This is a genomic window from Clostridium sp. K04 (assembly GCF_019734375.1).
GTDB lineage: Bacteria > Bacillota > Clostridia > Clostridiales > Clostridiaceae > Clostridium > Clostridium saudiense.
The window spans coordinates 30,495-53,406 of the sequence record NZ_JAASHD010000027.1; the positions used below are offsets into that span (position 1 = coordinate 30,495).

21 protein-coding genes, 2 pseudogenes and 1 other annotated feature (1 of these 24 running past the window's edge) are annotated in these 22,912 nt (G+C 25.6%); of the genes and pseudogenes, 18 read left to right on the forward strand and 5 right to left on the reverse strand.

Annotated elements, in window-relative coordinates; genetic code table 11:
* Positions 1–103, forward strand: a binding site (T-box leader); it begins 157 nt to the left of the window's first position.
* Between the two features lie 113 nt (positions 104–216).
* From tyrS to HCG70_RS11850, 3 genes and pseudogenes are all read left to right on the forward strand, one after another.
* Positions 217–1,410: pseudogene (gene tyrS / locus HCG70_RS11840) on the forward strand (tyrosine--tRNA ligase).
* A 185-nt stretch (positions 1,411–1,595) separates the two neighbouring features.
* Entirely contained in the window at positions 1,596–2,093 is a 498-nt protein-coding gene (locus tag HCG70_RS11845; RefSeq protein ID WP_154821000.1) for a hypothetical protein, read from the forward strand.
* Between the two features lie 99 nt (positions 2,094–2,192).
* Positions 2,193–2,375, forward strand: a pseudogene (locus HCG70_RS11850) (HsmA family protein); the annotation flags it as partial.
* An 85-nt stretch (positions 2,376–2,460) separates the two neighbouring features.
* Here HCG70_RS11850 and HCG70_RS11855 read toward each other — a convergent pair.
* The gene (locus HCG70_RS11855; RefSeq protein ID WP_042399595.1) at positions 2,461–2,811 is read right to left on the reverse strand and encodes a thioredoxin domain-containing protein; all 351 of its coding nucleotides are present in this window, start codon (positions 2,809–2,811) and stop codon (positions 2,461–2,463) included.
* Between the two features lie 103 nt (positions 2,812–2,914).
* Positions 2,915–4,330, reverse strand: a complete 1,416-nt coding sequence (locus HCG70_RS11860) for a spore germination protein (RefSeq protein WP_154821002.1) — start codon at positions 4,328–4,330, stop codon at positions 2,915–2,917.
* A 553-nt stretch (positions 4,331–4,883) separates the two neighbouring features.
* Between HCG70_RS11860 and HCG70_RS11865 the strand changes: the two genes are divergently transcribed.
* The 6 genes from HCG70_RS11865 to HCG70_RS11890 all read left to right on the forward strand — a co-directional run bounded on the left by HCG70_RS11865 (position 4,884) and on the right by HCG70_RS11890 (position 11,529).
* The gene (locus HCG70_RS11865; protein WP_042399590.1) at positions 4,884–5,555 is read left to right on the forward strand and encodes a response regulator transcription factor; all 672 of its coding nucleotides are present in this window, start codon (positions 4,884–4,886) and stop codon (positions 5,553–5,555) included.
* Positions 5,556–5,573: 18 nt separating this feature from the next.
* Entirely contained in the window at positions 5,574–6,584 is a 1,011-nt protein-coding gene (locus HCG70_RS11870; RefSeq protein ID WP_042399587.1) for a sensor histidine kinase, read from the forward strand.
* A gap of 385 nt (positions 6,585–6,969) precedes the next feature.
* Entirely contained in the window at positions 6,970–7,737 is a 768-nt protein-coding gene (locus HCG70_RS11875) for an ABC transporter ATP-binding protein (RefSeq protein WP_055276159.1), read from the forward strand.
* Entirely contained in the window at positions 7,727–9,736 is a 2,010-nt protein-coding gene (locus HCG70_RS11880) for an ABC transporter permease (protein WP_055291170.1), read from the forward strand. Before HCG70_RS11875 ends, HCG70_RS11880 begins: the two co-directional genes overlap by 11 nt.
* 216 nt (positions 9,737–9,952) lie before the next feature.
* Positions 9,953–10,534, forward strand: a complete 582-nt coding sequence (locus tag HCG70_RS11885; protein WP_055276163.1) for a hypothetical protein — start codon at positions 9,953–9,955, stop codon at positions 10,532–10,534.
* A 338-nt stretch (positions 10,535–10,872) separates the two neighbouring features.
* Positions 10,873–11,529 carry a YafY family protein gene (locus tag HCG70_RS11890; protein ID WP_154821381.1) on the forward strand — a complete coding sequence of 219 codons (657 nt, stop codon included), beginning with the start codon at positions 10,873–10,875 and terminating at the stop codon, positions 11,527–11,529.
* Between the two features lie 189 nt (positions 11,530–11,718).
* Here the strand turns inward: HCG70_RS11890 and HCG70_RS11895 are convergent, their stop codons facing one another.
* The gene (locus HCG70_RS11895; protein WP_055276165.1) at positions 11,719–11,901 is read right to left on the reverse strand and encodes a hypothetical protein; all 183 of its coding nucleotides are present in this window, start codon (positions 11,899–11,901) and stop codon (positions 11,719–11,721) included.
* A gap of 296 nt (positions 11,902–12,197) precedes the next feature.
* Between HCG70_RS11895 and HCG70_RS11900 the strand changes: the two genes are divergently transcribed.
* From HCG70_RS11900 to recA, 3 genes are all read left to right on the forward strand, one after another.
* On the forward strand, positions 12,198–13,112 hold the full coding sequence (locus HCG70_RS11900) for a Ppx/GppA family phosphatase (RefSeq protein WP_154821382.1): 915 nt from the start codon (positions 12,198–12,200) through the stop codon (positions 13,110–13,112).
* A 103-nt stretch (positions 13,113–13,215) separates the two neighbouring features.
* The gene (locus HCG70_RS11905; protein WP_042399683.1) at positions 13,216–13,542 is read left to right on the forward strand and encodes a DUF1622 domain-containing protein; all 327 of its coding nucleotides are present in this window, start codon (positions 13,216–13,218) and stop codon (positions 13,540–13,542) included.
* Between the two features lie 308 nt (positions 13,543–13,850).
* Positions 13,851–14,879, forward strand: coding sequence for a recombinase RecA (gene recA / locus HCG70_RS11910; RefSeq protein ID WP_154820815.1), 1,029 nt, complete (start codon positions 13,851–13,853; stop codon positions 14,877–14,879).
* A 51-nt stretch (positions 14,880–14,930) separates the two neighbouring features.
* Here the strand turns inward: recA and HCG70_RS11915 are convergent, their stop codons facing one another.
* Positions 14,931–15,578, reverse strand: a complete 648-nt coding sequence (locus HCG70_RS11915; RefSeq protein ID WP_042399570.1) for a guanylate kinase — start codon at positions 15,576–15,578, stop codon at positions 14,931–14,933.
* 812 nt (positions 15,579–16,390) lie between these two features.
* Here HCG70_RS11915 and abc-f point away from each other — a divergent pair.
* The 6 genes from abc-f (at position 16,391) to HCG70_RS11945 (ending at position 21,131) form a co-directional block, all read left to right on the forward strand.
* On the forward strand, positions 16,391–18,337 hold the full coding sequence (abc-f, locus tag HCG70_RS11920; RefSeq protein ID WP_221697817.1) for a ribosomal protection-like ABC-F family protein: 1,947 nt from the start codon (positions 16,391–16,393) through the stop codon (positions 18,335–18,337).
* A 48-nt stretch (positions 18,338–18,385) separates the two neighbouring features.
* Entirely contained in the window at positions 18,386–19,222 is an 837-nt protein-coding gene (locus HCG70_RS11925) for a hypothetical protein (protein ID WP_195948797.1), read from the forward strand.
* A 134-nt stretch (positions 19,223–19,356) separates the two neighbouring features.
* A complete protein-coding gene (locus tag HCG70_RS11930; RefSeq protein ID WP_042399565.1) occupies positions 19,357–19,770 on the forward strand; it encodes a type VII toxin-antitoxin system MntA family adenylyltransferase antitoxin in 414 nt (137 codons plus the stop codon).
* Positions 19,767–20,192: a HepT-like ribonuclease domain-containing protein gene (locus HCG70_RS11935; protein ID WP_042399564.1), complete on the forward strand. Its 426-nt coding sequence runs from the start codon at positions 19,767–19,769 to the stop codon at positions 20,190–20,192. Before HCG70_RS11930 ends, HCG70_RS11935 begins: the two co-directional genes overlap by 4 nt.
* A gap of 195 nt (positions 20,193–20,387) precedes the next feature.
* Positions 20,388–20,882, forward strand: coding sequence for an NUDIX domain-containing protein (locus tag HCG70_RS11940; RefSeq protein ID WP_042399563.1), 495 nt, complete (start codon positions 20,388–20,390; stop codon positions 20,880–20,882).
* Positions 20,883–20,981: 99 nt separating this feature from the next.
* Positions 20,982–21,131, forward strand: a complete 150-nt coding sequence (locus tag HCG70_RS11945; protein ID WP_172676155.1) for a hypothetical protein — start codon at positions 20,982–20,984, stop codon at positions 21,129–21,131.
* A gap of 429 nt (positions 21,132–21,560) precedes the next feature.
* Here HCG70_RS11945 and HCG70_RS11950 read toward each other — a convergent pair whose 3' ends face one another.
* A complete protein-coding gene (locus HCG70_RS11950) occupies positions 21,561–22,805 on the reverse strand; it encodes an IS256 family transposase (protein WP_055292152.1) in 1,245 nt (414 codons plus the stop codon).
* Between the last annotated feature and the right edge of the window lie 107 nt (positions 22,806–22,912).

A 22,912-nucleotide genomic window follows, 5' to 3' on the forward strand; every position in this document is an offset into this window, starting at 1 on the left:
CTAGAGTATAACCAAAATTTTTTTGGCGTACTTGAAGAGGTTGTTATTGTGAGATAATGATAAATTTAGGTGGTAACACGTGAGTAATGCTCTCGTCCTATTCATATAGGATGAGAGCTTTTTTGTATTTAAAAATAATTGCGCAATTTATATATAGTTTCTTAAAGTAAAGTGCACGTCAGTTTAAGAAAAAAGTAATTATTGGAGGAAAGTAAAATGATAGATGTAAATGAACAAATCAAGATAATATTAAAAGGTGTAGATGAAATAATAGGTTTAGAAGAATTAAGAGAAAAATTATAGCAAGGAAAAAGTTTAACAGTAAAGTTAGGATTAGATCCAAGTGCTCCTGATATTCATTTAGGACATACAGTAGTTTTAAGAAAGCTTAAACAACTTCAAGATTTAGGACACAAAATAGTAATAGTAATTGGTGATTTTACAGGAAAGATAGGTGATCCAACAGGAAAATCACAAGCTAGAAAAGCACTAACAACGGAACAAGTTTTAGAAAATGCTAAAACATATGAAATACAGATTTTTAAGGTTTTAGATAAGAATAAAACTGAAGTTAGATTTAACAGTGAGTGGTTATCTAAGATGAATTTTGAGGATGTAATTAGATTAGGATCTAAGATGACAGTTGCCAGAATGCTTGAAAGGGAAGATTTTAAAAAGAGATATGAAAATCAAATGCCTATAAGTATTCATGAATTCTTTTACCCTTTAATGCAAGGTTTTGATTCAGTAGAATTAAAAGCTGATATTGAACTTGGTGGTACAGATCAAAGGTTTAATTTACTTATGGGTAGAATGTTACAAAAGGAATTTGGTCAAGAACCACAATGTACAATAATGATGCCACTACTTGAAGGTTTGGATGGTATAAATAAGATGAGTAAGAGTTTGGGTAATTACATTGGAATTGATGAAGAAGCAACAGTAATGTTTGAAAAAACTATGACTGTTCCAGATAATTTAATTGTTAAATACTTTGAGTTAGTTACAGACATTCATCCGGATAAAGTAGCAGAGATAAAGAAGAGTTTAGAAGAAGATAGTATAAATCCAAGGGATATAAAAATACAATTAGCTAGAGCAATTGTTGAATTATACCATGGTAAAGATGCAGTTAGAGATGCAGAAGAAAGATTTAGAACCGTATTTCAAAAGAGACAAATTCCAGATGATATAAAAGTAATTAAAGTTAAGAATGATGATTTTAATTTATCTGAAATAATTGTAAGTAATGGATTAGCTAAGAGTAAAAATGAATTTAGAAGATTAGTAACTCAAGGTGGAGTTAAAATAAATGAGGAGAAAATAAGTAATATTGAAGAACTTAAATTAGCTTCAGAAATTATAGTTCAAATAGGCAAAAAGAAATTTATTAAAATAATTACTAATTAATACTGTAAGTAGGTTGTTTAGATTTTAAATTTGACTAAATAATAAAATATTTCTTGAAATAAAAATAAATTTTAGATATAATGATAAAAGAAATTTATGCGCGTATAATTGTTCAGCGTGGAATCAACTAATTGGTTCCACGCTTATTTTTTTGATATAAAATAAATTTAAGGGAGAAAAATAATATGGAATTTTATATGAAGTTACCAAGAAATAAAAAGGAGATGACAATTTTTATAGCAATTATTTCAGTTATATCTGTATGTATAATTGCACCACTAATAACTTGCTTTGAAATTGGATTTAATATTACTGTATGGGGAGAAGCTATGAGAGTTGTACCATTCATATGGATTAGTGTTATTATAGTTGTTTTACTTACACATAAGCCAGCGGACTGGTTAACTGGAAAAATAATAAAAAAAGAAGATAGTTTTAATGCACATATTATAGTAAACACATTATGTACAGTATTCTTAATGTCAATATTACTAACGATAATTGGAACATGGATTGGTGTTGGGAAAATTACTATGGAGCCGATTTATAACTTCTTTTATAAATGGCCAAGAAATTTTGCAATTGCATTTGCTGTAGAGATTTTTATAGCACAACCTATTGCTAGATTTGTAATGAAAAAGATGCATGAAGTACAAGAAAAAGTTGTTCAAAATGAATGCTAATTAGTGCTATTAAAGTTATAAAAGTAGAAATAGTTATTTGATACTACAGGAACTTTAAATATGTCAAGAAGTTGATTCTATTTCAAGTTCAAGTAAATGATTCATGGTATAACAGGAACTTTAGCTATAGTTTTAATGTTATTTCATGTAGGATGGGTAACTTGGGTATTATATAAAAATAATGAAGAGCAAAAAGCTAAATTTCATAAGTTTAGTATATTTGTATGGGCAGTATGGCTTATACCATATGTTATAGGTATGATTATTGGAATGGGTGCTTAGTTAAAAGGATAAATTAAGAAAAAATAAAAGCAAGTAGTATTTTCAAAAGTAAATACAGCTTGCTTTTATTATTATACTTAAAATATTAATTTATCATTTTTAAAATTTCATCTTCTGGAGTAGAAGAATCACATTTAACTTCTATTTTGCCACTTTTATTAACAATAAATCCAGGAACAGTTACAATATTATATTTTTCTCTAAATGCCTTAAGATTATTATCAGAGAAAGACTCACTATTTACATAATATATAGTTGTATTAATTTCATCTGATAATCCACTTAATTTTTTAGCAAATTTACGACAATAAGGACAAGTTTCTCTTCCTATATAAACAACAGCTAAGTTTTCTTCAGACAATAATTTATCTGCTTGTGTAGAATTTATTTCTTTAAATACTTGAATATCTTCTTTATATGTATTTTCATCAAACATTTAAAAACCTCCGAGTCTTTTAATATATTAAATTTTAGTTTTATTATATCAAATTAATTTAAGTATTATATTTAATATATAAAAAACTAATCTTTATAATTTACTATTTTTTACTTGCTGTTTTCTTAGTTCTAAATAATAAGTGCTTTAAAGCGCTCCAATTGAAAGGTATTAATGGATAAAGATAACTTTCACCAGTAAGTGTTTTAGTTGAAGCTACGATTGCTATACTTATAATTATTCCCGCAATAAAGCCCCAAGTACCAAAGAGGCCAGTAAATACAAGTAGGATTAATCTAATAAACTTTAATGCAAATGTTAACTCTACACTAGGTTGAACAAAGCTTGAAAGAGAAACAATTGCCATATATAAGATACTTTGAGGAATAAACCATCCAGATTGAACAGCATAATCACCTAATATTAAACCACCAATAATTGATAAAGATGTTCCTAAAACATTTGGTGTATTTAATGAAGCTAATTTTAAACCATCTACAGCAAATTCACCAATAATAAATTGTAAGAATAATGGTATTGTATATGAATCTTTAGGCAATAAAAAACTAAGTGGACCAGCAAGCCAAGTTGGATTATCTGTAAGTAAAACATATACCGGTGTTAAAAATACATTTACTAAAAGTACTAATGCTCTAATTAGTTTTTGATAGTTACCTGTAAGCACTGGCATATAATAATCATCTATAGATTGAATAAAGTCAAAAACATTAGATGGAAATATTAAAGCAGATGGCATATTATCTATCAATATAATAACACTACCTTCAATTATCTGTGCAGCTGCAACATCAGGTCTTTCAGTAAATTTCACCTTAGGAAATGGATTAAGCCAACTTGATGAATTAAGTAATTCTATTAAACTTTGATCTCCTAAAGTTAATGATTTAACTTTTAAATTATCAATCATATCTCTAATTTTACTAAGGGTATCTTCTTTAACTGTTCCTGCTAAAAATCCAATAGCAATATCGGTTTTTGAAATACTACCTATATTATGCATTTCAAAAGTAAGGTGAGGATCGCGAATTCTTCTTCTGATTAAAGCTGTATTAAAAACTATTGTTTCAACAAAGCCATCGTGGGCACCCCTAAGAACCTTTTCTTTTTCAGGTTCTTCAACACCTCTTGCAGGATAAGTTCTATAATCTAATAGTACTGCTTCATCAAAGTTTTCGCATAACATAGCTGTTTGACCACAAAGTATAGCAGTAATTATATTACCAATATCACTTTCGGTAGAAGCTTCAATTGAGCATAGGGCTTTTTCAACTAAATCTTTAGCGTTTTTTATGCTATTAAAATCTTTTTCATCTAAATTATAAATATCTCTACGAACATATTCCATATTTGTATCTTTTACAAAGCCATCAAGAAAATAAAAGTAATACTTATGATTATGGACTTCTATTATTCTTTCAATTACATCAAAGCTTTTACCTAAATTTAATTCTTCCCGTAATTTCTTTACATTAATATTAATATCATTAGTTAGTTTCATAGCTTTCTCCTTTAAATAATAAGACTAAATATATTTTTTACTATTTTTTATCTAATATTCAAAGATTAAATAAGATAAGTTTTTAAATATAAGTAATGAATAAATTTAGTAGTTTTGGGAAAATAATTTATAGGATAAAAGATAATGACTATAGTATTAATTTAAGTATGAGATATTATAAATAGCAAAGTATTTTGGACTCTAATTAAAAGTTACAATTATTTTGGACTCTAATTAAAAGTTACAATAATGAAAGATAAATGTAATAAACATAAATATGAAAATAAAGAATTAATTAATATAATAAAAGTACATCGTAAGATAAAACAAGGAGCTGATTATTGATGAAAAAAATAATTGAAGTTATAAAAGTAGTTGGATTAGTAATGTTTGCTGGTTATGATGAAGAAAAATTTAAATTAGTTCGAAGATAAAAATTATGTTTAATATACATATTGGTAAATGAAATATATTATAATGTTAATTAAGCTTTGATTAATATATATAAATATTAACAAAGCTTTTTATTTTATAATTATATGAGGAGTATAAAATGAGTAAAATTTTTATTGTGGAAGATGAAAAAACAATTAGAGATGAGTTAAGTATTTTTTTATCTAGATATGGATATCAAATAGAAGCACCAGATAACTTTGAAAATGTAATAGAAAATATAAAAGAAAGTAAGGCTGACCTAATATTGTTAGATATAAATTTACCTATATTTGACGGATATTACATATGTAGAGAAGTTAGAAAGTTTTCAGAAATTCCAATAATAGTTGTAACTAGTAGGGATAGTGATATTGATGAATTAATGAGTATGAATTTAGGTGCTGATGATTTTGTAACCAAACCATATAATACACAAATTTTATTAGCAAGAATTGAATCAATTTTAAAGAGAGTAAATAGAAATTCGACTCAAGTAGATATATTAGAATATAAAGACATGAAAGTAAATTTATCAAATGGAACAATAAGTTATAATGATAAAACTATTGAAATAACAAAAAATGAATTAAAGATTCTTTCTTATTTAATAAAAAATAAAGGAAAAATAGTATCTAGAGAAAACTTAATGAATTATCTTTGGGATTGTGAAATGTTTATAGATGATAATACTTTATCTGTAAATGTTACAAGAATAAGAAAAAAGCTTGATGAAATAGGAATTAAAAATGTAATAGAAACAAGAAGAGGGTTAGGATATATTATTCCATAAGATAAAAGGAAGTAAAATATGAGCATAATTGAATTTATAAAGGAAAGAATGATTTTTTTAATAATTAATTTGATAATGTTTTTATTAGTAGCAATATTAATGAAAATAGTAAAAGTATCAATAAATATAATATTAATATTATTTTTAATATGGTTTGGCCCGATTCTAATATATATGTTTTTGGAATTTATTAAATATAGAAGATATTTAAATAATTTAATTAATACAGTAGAAAATTTGGATAGAAAATATTTATTGCCAGAAGTTATTGAAGAGCCTAGATTTCAAGAAGCAAGAATTATAAATGATGTTTTAAAACAATGTAATAAATCTATGCACGAAAAAGTTAAGCATTATAAAGATGAACAAATTGAATACAGGGAATATATTGAAACATGGGTACATGAAATAAAAACTCCAATTGCATCAGCTAAGCTTATTTTAGAAAATGATAATAGTAATTTAAGCGAAAGAATTAATTATGAAATGAAAAGAGTAGAAGGATTTATTGAACAAGTTTTATATTATGCTAGGAGTAGTGATGTAAGTAAAGATTATATTATTAAAGAATTTTCATTAAGAAGTGTAGTTATGAAATCTGTTAAAAGCAATAGCAGGGATTTCATAAATAAGAATATAAAATTAGATATTAGAGGTATAGAAGGTAATATTTTTAGTGATGAAAAATGGGTAGAATTTATTATAAATCAAATTATAATAAATGCAGTGAAGTTTTCTATACCTAATGAAGGAAAAGTTTCGATATATTCAAAAGTAAATGAAAATAATATTATTTTAACTATAGAAGACAATGGTGTTGGAATAAATGAAAAAGATATAGATAGGGTATTTGAAAAAGGGTTTACTGGAGAAAATGGACGGAAATTTGGAAAATCTACAGGAATAGGACTTTATTTATGTAAAAAGCTTTGTGATAAATTAGGTATTGGAATAAGTTTAAATTCAAAAGAAAATATAGGAACTAAAGTAAATATAGTTTTTCCGCAAGGAAAGTTTACTGATTTTTAAATTATTATGTAATAACTATGGAAGTAGTAAAATAAAAAAGTTGAACTTTAAATATTTCTATAAAGGTATAGGAATGAAAAGAGTTTAACTTTTTTATTTTTTTATTGTAATAAAGACAAACCTTTTGATAATTTCATAAGAGCAGTAGAACTATAGTAGGAGAAGTGAGTTTTTTATTGAAAATATATTAATGTAACTTAAATAAATTAAAAGTTTTAATATTATTAAAGTTACGATTTTGTAAGATTACTGAAATGTAATTCAATATGTACTTTGCTAACATTAATATAAAATAAATAATGAAGACAGCGATGATTACAAATACTTAAAGTAAGAAGATAGTTTGTTAAATTAAGAGATATAAAATAATTGGAGGGAAGATTAGATGAAAAATATATTAAAAGTTGAAAAAATAGAAAAATATTATGGAAATAAAGATAATATAACAAAAGCCATTGATAATATCAGTTTTAGAGTGGATAAAGGTGAATTTGTTGGAATAATGGGGCCATCAGGAAGTGGTAAAACAACATTGCTTAATTGTATTTCTACAATAGATACCGTAACTACAGGTAATATTATAATAAATGATAAAGATATTACTAAAATGAAATCAAAACAATTAGAAAACTTTAGAAAAGATGAACTGGGATTTATATTCCAAGATTTTAATCTTTTAGATACATTAACAGCTTATGAAAATATAGCATTAGCATTAACAATACAAGGAGTTAAAACTAGTGAGGTAGATAATAAAATAAAAAAGGTTGCAGAGAACTTAGGCATTATAGAAGTTTTAAATAAATATCCATATCAAATGTCTGGAGGGCAAAAGCAAAGGGTTGCTTCTGCAAGAGCTATTGTAACAAGTCCATCATTAATTTTAGCTGATGAACCTACAGGTGCATTAGATTCAAAATCTTCAAGATTACTTTTAGATTCTTTTGAAAAATTAAATAAAGATTTACAAGCAACAATTTTAATGGTTACTCATGATGCTTTTACTGCAAGTTATGCTCATAGAATTTTATTTATTAAGGATGGTAAAGTTTTTAATGAATTAGTAAGAGGTAATGATACAAGAAGAGAATTTTTTAATAGAATAATTGAAGTAGTAACATTGCTTGGAGGGGATGTAGAAAATGTATTCTAAAATAGCAATAAATAACGTAAAAAAGAGCTTTAAAGATTATACAATATACTTTTTAACTATAGCTTTTGCAGTTTGTATATTTTATAGTTTTAATTCAATAGAATCTCAAAAAGCACTATTAGATATGAATAAAAATCAGGCAGAATATATGTCACTTGTAACAACATTAATATCATATGTTTCTGTATTTGTATCATTTATTTTAGGTGGATTGATACTATATGCAAATAATTTTTTAATTAAAAAAAGAAAAAAAGAACTTGGAATTTATATGACTCTTGGAATGAGTAAAAGAAAAATATCAAAGATATTATTAAGTGAAACTTTAATAGTTGGAGTCTTATCACTTATAGCAGGTTTGTTATTAGGATTAGTTGTATCACAAGGTTTATCATTATTTACAGCTAAGTTATTTGACGTTGGAATGACAGAATTTAAATTTATAATATCAAGTAGTGCTATTTTAAAAACAGTATTATACTTTGCTTTAATATTTGGTGTTTTAATGATATTTAATACAAGGATTATAGCTAAATATAAATTGATTGATATGTTAACTGCAGCAAGAAAAAGTGAAGATATTAAAATAAAGAATCCAATAATTTCATCAATTATATTTATTTCAGGTATTATAATTTTAGGAACAGCTTATTATTTAGTAACTAAAAGTGGGCTAAATCCAGACAAGTTAGGATTTAAGCTTTCTATAGTATTTGGAATAATTGGAACGGCAGGATTTTTCTATGGAATCGCAGGGTTCTTATTAGGGGTAATTCAAAGAAGTAAAAATATATATCTAAAAAAATTAAATATTTTTGTTACGAGACAAATTAGTAGTAAAGTAAATACAAACTTTGTATCAATGACAGTAATTTCACTTATGTTATTTATAACTATAGTACTTTTATCAACTGGTTTAAGCTTTAAAAGTGCTTTAGAAAAAGGTATAGTTGTTCCATTTGATGCTTCAGTAAAGTTATTTACAGATGAAGAAAATAAGTATAAAAGTATGGAAGATGTATTTAAAGCTATAAATTATGATTTTAATGGAAAAGAGCCTATATTTATCAATGGTTATATAATAGATGGTATAGATGCTAATATGATATTAAAAGATTATGCAGTAGGAGAATTTAAAAAAAGCTTAGATAATGGAAAACACAGATGGGAATATATAGATGCTATTAAAATTTCAGATTATAATAAAATAAGAAGTTTATATGGTGAAGAACCATTAAGTATAAATGATAATGAAATATTAGTTACATCTAATTTTACAGAAGCTAAGGATTCAGTAAAAAACTTTATTAAAAATAGTCCACAGGTTAGTATAGCTGGAAAAGAGTATAAGGTAGCTAATAAAGAATATTTAAATGAAGCTGTATATAATTCTGAGTTAGCAGATAATGTACTTACGATTATAGTACCAGATGATTTTAAGGATATGACTTTAAATGCAGCATATATGAATATGAATTATAAGAATCCTAATGATCCTGCTGAAGAAGAGGATATGAATAGTCTATTTGATTCTTTTAGAAGATATGATGAAATTTATGATTTACCAATGATAAGGGCTACAAAAAGCCAAGTTTATGAGGCTAGCAAAGGACTTACTACAATGATACTTTATATAGGATTATATTTAGGAGTTGTATTTTTAATTTCTAGTGCAGCAGTTCTTGCTCTTCAACAATTATCAGAAGCTAGTGATAGTAGTGATAGATATAAGGCGTTAAAGAAAATTGGTGCAACAGAAAAGATGATAAATAAAACTATATTTACTCAAACTGCAATTTATTTTGCAATGCCATTAATACTTGCAATAGTAAGTTCAATTGTTGGGATATCAGTAGTAAATAAGTTTATAGCTTTATATGGAAAGCCTAATATAGGCCCAACAGCATTACTAACTTTAGGTATACTTGTTATAGTATATGGAGGATATTTCTATGTAACATATGCAGGTTATAAGAGCATAGTTAAAAATTCAAAATAAAATATTATAGTAAAGTAAGAACTCTATAGGTTTTATATCTATAGAGTTTTTACTATTTAAAGTATATTAATTAATGATAAAGGTTTAGATAGAGAATATGGATTTAATAATAGAGAATGATATAGTTTTTTATTTGTATATAATTTTTGTGTGAATGTAACAGTAAACAAGGTTGCAACATAATATATATTATAAAAAAATAAGGGGGGAGATATTATGAGCAAATCAAGTGTTACTAAAGCTTTAAAGTTTATTTTGAATTCAGATTTATTAGATTTAACAATTGATACAAGTGCAGCACACTATGGATTAAGATTTTATACTGAATTTAATAGAATAGATGCTGTAGATGAAATGCCAAAGTTAGTAGTTAATAATAATCTAGTAAGTTGCACTGCTAATATTATTACTCCAGTAGATTATCCAAGTAGGTTTGATAACCTAATGAGAGAAATATTTATTCCAGTAACAGATATTATTGGCATTGCATTAGTAGTAAAAGAAGAGAAATTAGATGAATTCATGGATCAATTATCTAAGATATATGATTGGAGTAGATTGCCAAGTGAAAGTGACGTTAATTGCAATAGCGAAATAGCAGAATTCTTAACTCAAAATAATGATATAGAGAATTTTGATATTGCTCTTGATGCAATAGATCGTTCAAATAACCCAGCAAGAGGAAAAGTTATTTGTATAGATAATGATTTAATATGGATTAAGGGAACAGATACGGATGTGCCACCAACTTTTTATATTGTTCAAATGAATAAAATACCATTTATTTGTAAAAGTTAAAATTAAGCAAGCTCAAGAGTATAATATTTTTGAGCTTTTATTTTATATTCTGATGAATTAGTATTTATATAATTACTATTGAATACTATAAAAAAGTAAGTTAAATTATATTTAGAATTTTTTATTTAAAAGTAAGTTATGTAATATGGATATATAATAATCCACAGATTGAGTAGAAATAGTTAACAATTATAAATAGTAATTAGTTATAAAAAGAAACTATTTTTGGTTGTTATATACATATGTTTTTATAAAATCTTATAATATGGACTATATGAGTCTTATTTATAGGCTAATATATAATAAAAAAACTTAATAAAGTATGTGAGGCAGTATTAATGAGATTATTAGATATTATATTTTATTTATTAAGAAAAGGCTTTAAAATTACAATGAATGAATTAGCGGAATATTTTAATGTATCTATTAAGACTATACAAAGAGATTTAGATAAATTATCAGTAGTAGGAATTCCATTAATAATTCATAGAGGTAAAAATGGAGGCGTAGAAATAGATAGGAGTTATAATATATCAAGACTAATGCTAAGATATGAGGATTATGAAAATTTAATATTTGCAATGTATATTGCTGAAAGTATTAGTAAAAATTTAAGAAAATCCTATTTGAGTGATAGGTTTAGAATAATAGATAATGATAGATATTCTCAAATTTTAAGTAAATATAAGAAACGATATATATTAGATTATAAAGATGAATTTGATATAAAAAATGAAGTATGTAAAATGATTGATAATGCTTTGGATAATAAATTTTATATAGAAGTTTATATTAATGATAGAAAAATAGAAGTATTTCCAATTTTTTATGTTATACGAAATGAAGGATTATATTTGTATTGTTATAATGGAGAGTATTTACTTATTTATGTAAATGAAATCAAAGATGTTTTAATTATTAATAAAATTTATGAAGGAAAGATAATAAGTTATGAACATAATAAGGAGAAATTATACATAAATAGTGTTTTGTAAGTTAAAGATATTTCAATATATTGTAAAGTAAAAGAAATAGAGAGATAAGTTATTAATCTTATTGAAAATATATTTAAATTTATTTAAATATATGGTGAAAATGTGATGATAAAAGATATTAATAATATTTTTATAAAAGATAATTGTAATCCCCCTGTTTTTAGAACAGAGGGGTTTTTTAGAATACTTTTATTTAGCTGCAGGTTCCCATTTGCAACGAACTGGTGAAACGATAGCTTCTTCTTTTTTTAATTCCTTAAATGCTTTATCTATATCTTTACGATCAAGTCCTGATAGTTTTTCAACTTCTCCAGCACTAACAGGTTTTCCAGCTTCTCTCATAACATTTAAAATAGTTTCTTTAATATCCATAATATAGCCTCCTTGAAGATAATAATTATTAGTTAATATTATATATTTATTATTAACATAAATCAATAAATATAATCAATATCTTACAATTTTTATAAAATAATTTATTGTTTTTTAGAAAATAAATAATTATGTTAAAGGTATAATAGAGGCTAATTAAAATAATAAACAAAATATAAATGTCTTTAATTAATAATTGAGGACATTTTGTTTTATTTAAAGTGTTCTATATTGTAAAATATAAGAAATAATATAGTATAAAAAATTATTTAATAGTTAATTGAGAGGTAAGTAAAATGAATAGAGGGGCAATAATAGATATTGGATCTAATTCTGTGAGACTAATAATTTATCATATAAATGAACATTCAAATTTTGAAGTAATTGATGAAGCAAAAGAGACTATTAGATTAGGTAGCTATTTAACAAAAAATAATTATTTAATTGATGATGGAATAGAGATAGCCATTAATGTATTAAAAAGATTTAAAGACATATGTCAAAGGTATGAAGTTGTAGAAATTTATGTTGTTGCAACAGAAGCAGTTAGAAAAGCTGTTAATAGAAGTTATATATGTAATAGAATTGAATCAGAATTGGGGTTAAATGTAAATATATTATCAGGAAAAGAAGAAGCTAGATATGGATATTTGGCAGTTAAAAATTCAATGAAGGAAAAAGATGCTGTTTTATTGGATTTAGGTGGTTCAAGTATGGAGATTACTCTTATGGAAAAAGGAGAATTTAAAGAAACCATAAGTTTACCATTAGGATGTATTCCGCTTACTAAGATGTTTAATAATATTGAATCTGATGATGAAAATATTGAACTAGAAAAATTTATTAATAATAAGCTTGATGAAATATCTTGGTTAACAAAAAATAATAAATTGAATGTAATTGGAATTGGTGGTATTGCTAAGCATATAGGGAGGGTAGCTAAGGGGGATAAAAATTATCCTAAGGAATCACTTCACGATTATAGTATGACAAGAGAAGAAGTATCTAAAATATATAGTGATTTTTTAAAGTTATCTATAAATGAAAGAAATAATTTTAAGGGTTTATCTAAGAAGAGAGCAGAAATATTTGCAGCACCGCTTGGGGCTATTTTAGTAATACTTAGATATTTTAATTCAGAGAAATTTATAATAAGTGCATTAGGACTTAGAGAAGGTATAATTTATGAAGAAATTATAAATAAGAAATAAAGTTATATTAAAAATAAGTATTATTCATATATCTATTAAATTGAAGATAAGAAGTGTATCATGTATAATTATTCCTGCAAATGAAAACATAGGAGGAATAATTATGTTAAGTAACTTTTTAGAAATAGTAATCCCTGAAATTATTCATTTACTTGAAGCTATGGGGGTAATTATAATTTTTATAGGTGCTATTAAAGCGTTTTGGAAGTATTTTTGTAATTTAATAAAGGGGACAAACTATCCAATAAAAATTCAATTTGCGGAAGCACTAACTTTAGCTTTAGAATTTAAAATGGGTGCAGAAATATTAAAAACAGTAATAGTAAGATCCTTAGATGAAATGTATATTTTAGCAGCTATAATACTATTAAGAGCAATATTAGCTTTTGTAATTCATTGGGAAATAAAGGCCGAGAATCATGTAAAATAAATTAGAAAATCAATATTATTCATGTATTAAACAATATTGTATAAATTATTATAGTTTATTTTATATTTACACTAAAAATAAAAAATATTGAAAATTTAAATAGTTTATAAGAAGAAGTTTAAGCATATAATTTAAAAGTTTTTTAACTTGTAGTATTACATTAGAAAATAAAATTATGTTATACTTAAAATAGTAAATGCGTTGTACCGATGGTTATACCACTTGCCGTCGATACAATGCATTTTTTATTTTATAAAAGGTAAAAGTAGTATTAATAAAAAGTGGATAAAAGAGAATGGGGAGAAAAAATGGATATTGATAAGAAGAAAATGGCAGCGATAGAAACAGTTATGAATCAAATTGAAAAACAATACGGAAAAGGTTCTATAGTTAAATTGGGTTCAAATAAAACACTAGATATAGAGTCTATACCTACAGGTTCATTAGCTTTAGATATAGCATTAGGAATAGGGGGAGTTCCAAAGGGAAGAATAATAGAAATATATGGACCAGAATCGTCAGGTAAGACAACTATATCATTAAGTATAATAGCTGAAGCACAAAAATTAGGAGGAGCAGCAGCTTTTGTTGATGCAGAGCATGCATTAGATCCAACATATGCTAAAAAATTAGGAGTTAATACAGATGAATTAATAGTCAGTCAACCAGATACTGGAGAACAAGCTTTAGAAATAGTAGAAGCTCTTGTAAGATCTAATGCTATAGACGTATTAGTAGTTGATTCTGTAGCAGCATTAGTACCAAGAGCTGAGATAGAAGGAGAAATGGGAGATTCACATATAGGATTGCAAGCTAGATTAATGTCTCAAGCATTGAGAAAATTAACAGCGGCTATTAATAAATCAAATTGTATTGTGATATTTATAAATCAATTGAGAGAAAAGATAGGTATTATGTTTGGTAATCCAGAGACAACAGCAGGTGGAAGAGCACTTAAGTTTTATGCATCTGTAAGGTTAGATATAAGAAAGATTGATACAATAAAGAATGGAGATACTTTTTTAGGAAATAGGGCTAGGGTAAAAGTTATAAAAAATAAAGTTGCATCACCCTTTAAACAGGCTGAATTTGATATTATGTATAATGAAGGGATATCTAAGGAAGGTAATTTAGTAGATATTGGTGTGAATGAAGAGATAGTTCAAAAGAGTGGTGCATGGTTTGCTTATAATGACATAAGATTAGGTCAGGGAAGAGAAAATGCAAAAATATATTTAAAAGAAAACCCTGAAATAGCTCTTGAAATTGAAAATAAAATTAGAGCAAAGCATGACTTACCGCTATGTAATGAACAAATTTATAAGGATGAAAAATAGAGTTTAAATTAAAATAGAGTATAAGTAAAAATACTATTGCCAGACATAAATTTATCTGGCAATAGTATTTTTTATAATTTCAATTATATCTAATAAAACAAAATCAATTCTTTTATTAACATTAATAATAAAATCTGCTTTGTTTTTGTAAGACATGATATGTAAGTTAGTAGTTCTTGTTAGCATTGATGCAGGATCATCATTTCTAAAATTCATTCTCTTTTCCATAACATCCACAGGGATATCTAGGTAAATAGTAATTGCTTGGGATTTTAAAAGTTCTTTCATTTTTATAGCACCTTTATCATCTAAAACAATAATTGAATTTCCTATATTCAATGAATTATTTATAGATTCTAAGCAAGTTCCATAGTAGTTTCCGAAGTTTTCAACATATTCTAAAAAGTCATCATTACTAATTTTTTTTTCAAATTCATCTTTATTATAAAAATAATAGTCAACACCATGTATTTCTTTTTCTCTTGGAGGTCTTGAAGTAGATGTAATGATTTTATTAAAAGGAGACTTTTCCAAGGTGTTAATTGCTATATTTAAATTTTCTAACATTGATGATTTATCTAAATCATTAACTACATTAATTAGATTTTGCAAAAAATTAACATCTTTATGTACTAAAAAGTTGGAAATTAGAGTCTTTCCTGCTGCTGATGGACCAACTAATATAAATAATTTATTCATAAAACACACCTTTTTAATAATTTTTATAGTATTTGATTTGTACATTATAGCATGTTTTGAATATTGATTGGATATTAAATTAATAGAAATTATTAATTATAGATTTTCACTATCTTGAATTAATTTTTTTTTATATCTTCATTCCTTGTAGCCAAGTAAGTACGGAAACGAACTGCAAAATGATTATCTAGTTATAGATGTTTTATATTTGATTTAAATACATATTATGGTATAATAAAGGAAAAGATGCTGAAAGGGGAATGTAAGTTATGAGACCAGCTAATTGCTAATATAAATTAAATTTTAATTTTATATTGATTTTATAATGAGTAAAAATTGACCTAATTATATAGGTTTTATTGTTGTGCTCTTTATAGAATAAGGCATTTAGAAGGTAACTTACTTTACTGAAATAGGCATTATAGTTTTTAGATATAAGTTTAAATAAATAATATATTAATTATATAAACACATATTATTATAAAATAACATAACAAAAAGTTTACGTTATTTATAGTATCTTTGTGGAGTATAATTAATTGTTTGACTATGAATATTTGGAGATTATAGGTTAATAATGTGATTTCAGACTGTAGGGAGAGTATATCTTTTTACAGTTTTTTTGTTTTTATCTTAAGACTGACCGTTGTAATAACCTAGAATATTGGGTGATTGATAACAAGGAGTAGTTTTTAGCTAACAAATTCTTAGATTAAGTTTGAGTTAAAAGTATATATGAAGCTAAGAGTTAAGTTTATAGCTTTGTGCCTTTCTATTTAGAGTTTTAGTAGAAAAAGAAAGAAGGCGTATTTATGTTTGAATTATCGTTAGTTAATGTAAAAAAATATATGGAAGCAACACTTGTTCTTAAGAATATTAATTTTCAAGTATATTCAGGAGAAAAGGTTGGTATCGTTGGTGTCAATGGAAGTGGTAAAACTACGGTTTTAAAACTTATTGCAGGAATATTGCCAATGGATTATTGTGTTGGATATCCAGGGGCTACTAGTCCTGGGTATGATGAAGGATTTATTAATAAGCCAAGTGGAGCTACATGTGCATATTTAGAGCAAATTCCACAATATGAAAATGGAATAAAGGTTATTGATGTTTTGAAGATGGCTTTTAGTGAAGTTTATGAAATAGAAGAAAAAATGCATAAGTTAGAAGATGAGATGAAAGTGTTGAAAGGAGAAGAACTTGAGAGAAGTTTAAAACAATATAGTAGATTAGTTCAAAGCTATGAAGTTAAAGGTGGTTATAATACTGAAGAAAAATTAGCAAAGATATGTACAGGATTAAAATTTACACAAAACTTTTTAGATAAAGAATTTAATTTATTAAGTGGTGGTGAAAAAACTACAGTTATATTAGGAAAATTATTAATGGATAATCCAGATATTTTATTATTAGATGAGCCTACAAATCATTTAGATATGGATTCTATTGAATGGCTTGAAAGATATCTTAATAATTATGATGGTATTGTAATCATAGTATCTCATGATAGATATTTCCTAGATAATGTAGTTAGTAAAATTATAGAAATTGAAGATATGGAAAGTAAAACTTATAAAGGTAATTACTCAAGTTATGTTAAGCAAAAAGAAGAAAAGTTACTTGAACAAATGCATAACTATAAAGAACAACAAAAAGAAATTAAAAGCATGGAAAGTACTATAAAGGACCTTAGAGATTGGGCAATACGAGCTGATAATAGTAAATTCTTTAAAAGAGCTGCTAGTATGGAAAAAAGGCTTGAAAGAATGAAAAGTAATGAGGATGCACAAAAGCCAAAGATTGAAAATAAAACTATGAAGCTAAACTTCAAAAATAGTGAAAGATCAGGAGAAGAAACTATAAAAGCTAAGAGCTTATGTAAAAGTTATATTGATAAGGTAATTTTTAATGAAGCTGATTTATTAATTAATTTTAAAGAAAGAGTTGCTTTAGTTGGTCCTAATGGAAGTGGAAAGACAACATTTTTAAAGATGCTATTAGGAGAAGAAGCTCCAGACAAAGGAACAGTAGAATTAGGTGCTAATGTAAAGGTGGGTTATTTACCACAAGTTATTACTTTTGATAATGAAGAGTATACTGTGATTCAGGCTTTTAGAGATGATATTTCAATATTAGAAGGGCAAGCAAGGGAATATTTATCTAAGTTTATGTTCTTTGGTAATAGTGTGTTTAAAAAAGTTAAAGCCTTATCAGGAGGAGAAAGAATAAGATTGAAACTTTCAATGCTTTTATATGAGGATATTAACTTATTGATATTAGATGAACCAACTAATCATCTTGATATAGATTCTATAGAAACTTTAGAAGAAGCTTTAGAAGAATTTAAAGGAACTATTTTCTTTATATCACATGATAGGTATTTCATTAATAAGATTGGTGAAAGAATAATTGCAATTGAAGATAATAAATTTAAAAGTTATCTTGGAAATTATGATTACTATAAAGAAATACAGGATAGGGTAAAACTAGAAAAGGAAATTAATGATTTACAGAAAGAAAAAGTTATAAAAAAGGAAAAGAAGAAAAAAGAAATAGATGAAGTAAAAAAGAGAGAAAATGAAATAAAGAAACTTGAAATAAAGATTCAAAAGCTTGAAAAGGAACTTGAAGGGATTGAGTTAACTATGAGCAATTTAGAGTTAAATTATGAAGAACTTAATGAACTATTTTCTAAAAAAGAAGAATTAAGTGAAGAGTTAGAAAAGGTTATGGAAGAATGGATAGAGTTGAATAGTTAAAAAGAGTTTAGAGGTAAAATATCAGTATAGGTTTATGAGGGGAAATGTATGAATAGTAGATTAATATTAGTTGAGGGTATACCAGGTGCAGGTAAAACTACAACTGCAAGAAAAATAAAGGAAAAGTTAATAGATGAGGGAAAAGAGGCAATTCTTTATGAAGAAGGAATGTCACATCCAGCAGATATGGCATGGAATGCTTGTTTAAAAGAAGATGAATATAATGATTTTATTAAGAAGTGTTCTGAAATGTGGGAAGGTTCAAAGAAGAGTATAAGTAAAGAAGAGTTAATTAGTAGAATTCAAAGGCAAACACGAATAGAAGATAATAATGTTATTTTAGCTTATACTAAAATAGATTTTCCAGAAGATTGTTATTGGAGTTTAATAGGTGATGTTGCTTCAAAGGAAATATGTGATGGTAGAAAAAGCTTAGATGAATTTAGAGATATACATTTAAGAAGATGGAGTAAATTTGCAGAGCAGGCTTTGTTAAATGATAATATTTATATTTTTGAATGTGCATTTCTACAAAATCATATATTTGAATTGTTAGGTGTATATGAAAAAAGTGATGAAGAAATATATTTATATCTTAAAAGCTTATTAGAAACAGTAAAATCCTTAAGTCCATCTATTGTTTATATTGAGCCTTCAAGTGTAGAAGATATAATAATTCAAGCAGCAAATGAGAGAAAGTCACCAGAGGGTTCAAGGCCAGATTGGATTGATGAAGTTGCAAATTGGGTTAGTAATATGAATTTTGGTAAGAGTCATAACTTAAAGGGGATAGAAGGAGTATTTTATTTTTGTAAGGAAAGACTGAGAATTGATAAGCTAATGATAGAGAAGTTAAATGTTTCAGTAACTATAATTAAAAGATAAGATAATAATATTATTAGGAACACCTATTTAAACGTAGGTGTTTTTATTTTAAAACTTTTAGAGAAATAAACAAGGAATATTATGCTATAATTAGTACATAATCAATAATATTAGATAAAGAAGAGAGGAGTAAAATGGAGAATATACAGTTAGAAATATTAGATAAATTAAAGAGTAAAGAATTAAAGAATTATCTTAGTAAGTTAGATATAAATAATGCTTTAGTTTTTGGTAGTATAATTACTGACAATTTTAATGAAGAGTCTGATGTGGATATAGCTATATTAGGAACCTCAAAGTTAACAATTAAAGAAATTTTAAAATTAGAATTATTTTTAGAAGATCTTTTAGAAAGAAATATAGATGTAATTGATTTAAATAGTGATAACTTAGATATATTTATTAAAATAGATATTCTAAATGATGGTAAAAGTATTTATACAACTGATAATAATAAATTTTTAGAAAAATTTATAGAAAAAGTTGATTGGTATTATAGAGAAAATGAGTATTATTTTAAGTGTAGAAGAAGGGAATTGTTATCATGAATCAAGAAAGATTAATAAAAATAATTGAAGATATGACTGAAGTAATAAAGAATTTGAAAGATTGTAAGCAATTATTGCAAGATTTAGAAGAAGATAATAAAACAATTTTTATAGAATTTGGGCTAAAGCAAATATTTGTAGATTTTTTTATAACAGTTGAAAATTTAACTTCTATGATCTTAAAAGAGTTAAAGAAATATAAAATAGGAATAGATATGAAAGCATCGCTTATTATTTTAGTTGAAAATAAAGTTATAGGTGAAGAGACGTATGAATTCTTAAATGGAGCAAGATTGCTTAGAAATAGAATTTCACATAGATATAAAGAACCGTCAAGAGAAGAGCTTTTAGAATTTATAAATGATAATATAAATGAATTTGAAAAGGTGTTGGATATAGCAAAAAGTTATATTAAAGCCTAGTTAATTAAAGAGAATGGTAAGTGAAAATTGAGGATCTAAAATAGATTCTCTTTTTCTTTGGAAAAATATAGATTATAATTAGTAAAAAGCAATAAAAGGAGATAATATGTGGAATGGTAGATATGCTGAATGCATTTCTGTAGATGATACTATTAAAAGAATAACAAAATAGAATAAAGTTAGGAGGTTATATGTATGGAATTATGGGATGGATATAATGAAAATGAAGAAAAAATAGGTGTTGATATAGTCAGAGGAGAGAAAATAAGTAAAGGGATTTTGCATGCAGTAGTTGATGTTATTGTATATCATGAGGATGGAACTTTTTTATTAATGCAAAGAGATTGGAATAAACCTAATAAACCAGGCCTTTGGGAAGCTGGAGCTAGTGGAAGTGTAGTAAAAGGTGAAGAGTTTTTAGATGCAGCAAAAAGAGAATTGTTTGAAGAGACAGGTATTAAAGCTAATAATTTAGAGCTTATTTATACAATAAAAAAGGTAGAGAAAAATACATTTTATAAGATGTATACATGTAGATGCAATATAAAGAAAGATTCAATTATATTACAAGATGGGGAAACTATTGATTATAAGTGGGTTACAAAAAATGAATTAATTAATTTAATTGATTCTGATAATTTTGTTAGTCCAGATAAGAGTAAACTTCTTCAGTTTATTGAAGTACTATAATAATATGAAGAACTAAATGTCAGCCTTAGGTAATTATTATAAAAATAAGAGGGAAAGATAATAACGAATGATATTTATAATATTTAAGAGGTGAAGGTAATGAGTACAAAATATAAAAATACTAAAAAGAAAATGGCATCTTTAGGATTAAAAAAGGATAGCAATGGAGACTATGTCTACATTGACCCTAATGATACTACTTCAGAGTTTGTACCGGTAAGAAACAAAAATAAAGAAGGTAATAAATAATATAAAAGGTATTAGAAAGTTTCAATAAGTAGTCTTTACATTTGCTCAAAAATCCACTGCAGAAATGTCGTGTTTTTTGATATAATGGAATAATAAATTAGATATTGAGATATGATCTGAGGAGAGATAGATAAATTTGTGTAAATCACAAATATAGATGTAGTACTGGTATACATAGGCATTAATAGTTATTATGAAAAACTCGACAACACTAAGATGTATTGTCGAGTTTTATTGTCTATTTGATTGAATTTAGAGGATATCTAAAAATTTGTGTAAAATATAAATATAATAAAATGTATAACTGGAAATTTTATTTCCAGTTATATTTTTATTTATTTTTTCAAATAATAATAATGAGTTTTTATATACATTTAGTATCTGCTAAAAATGGTTTAATATTCATTAAAGCTCGAAAAAGTACAAGCCTTATATTATTTCATTTTTATCAAGCCTATCACCAAACATAATCATAAATTGTGATAAAATTAAACCCCAATTAGGAATTGGTGACGTCCATTTTTGCATAATAATTTCTGTAGCTAAATATAATGATTTTCTTAATGAATCGTCGTTTGGAAATACAGTTCTTGTCTTAGTAAATTTTCTTATCTGTCTATTAACTCCTTCAAGTGTATTAGTAGTATAAATCATCTTTCTTATTTGTTCATTAAATGCAAAAAATGTTGATAATTTATCCCAATTTGTATACCATGAATCAATGACATTTGAATATTTATCATCCCATTTATCTTTTAGCATATCGAGCTGCGCTAGCGCAATTTCTTCAGTAGGAGCTTTATATACTTTCTTTAAATCCGCTACAAATGCTTTTCTATCTTTATAGGGTACATATTTCATAGAATTTCTAATTTGATGTATTATACAATTTTGAATACTTACATTTGGAAATACTGTTTTAATAGCTTCTGGAAGTCCTTTCAATCCGTCCATGCATGCAATACATATATCCTTAACACCCCTATTGCTTAGATCATTACAAACACTTAACCAGAACTTAGCACCTTCGGATTCTCCAATCCAAATTCCTAAGATATCTTTTATTCCTTCCATATCAATACCTAAGCAAATATAAGCTGCTTTTGTTACTATTCTATGTTCATCTCTCACTTTAAAATGAATAGCATCCATATAAACTATAGGATATACTTCATCTAACATCCTATTTTGCCATTCGGCGGCGGAGCCTAATACTTTATCTGTTATATTGGATATCATGCTAGGTGATATATCTATTCCGTATAATTCATTTAATTCCGCTTGAATATCTCTAGTACTCATTCCACGAGCATATAATGCTATTATTTTTTTATCAAATTCATTACAATCCGTTTGATATTTTTTTACTGCTATAGGATCAAATTCTGATTTTCTATCTCTTGGAATCTTCAACTCCACATCTCCAAAGCTACTTCTCACATTCTTTTTAGAATGACCATTTCTATAATTACGTTCTTCATATTCGCTATCATCTGAAATTCTTTCATATCTTTCACGACCTAAATTTTCCTCCATTTCAGCTTCTAAAAGTTGTTGCATAACATCTTTAAATAACCTTTGCAATAATCCATTTTTACCTGTAACATCTTCAAGTGTTTTACATTTTTTAATCTCTGCTTGATAATCAATATTTGGTACTTTTATTTCTTTCATTTGGAAACCTCCTTTTTAACAATAAGAATATTATTCCAAATCTACCACTTTAAAATACAAAAAAGGATGTAGTAGATTTGTTTTTCCACAAATCTTACTACATCCTC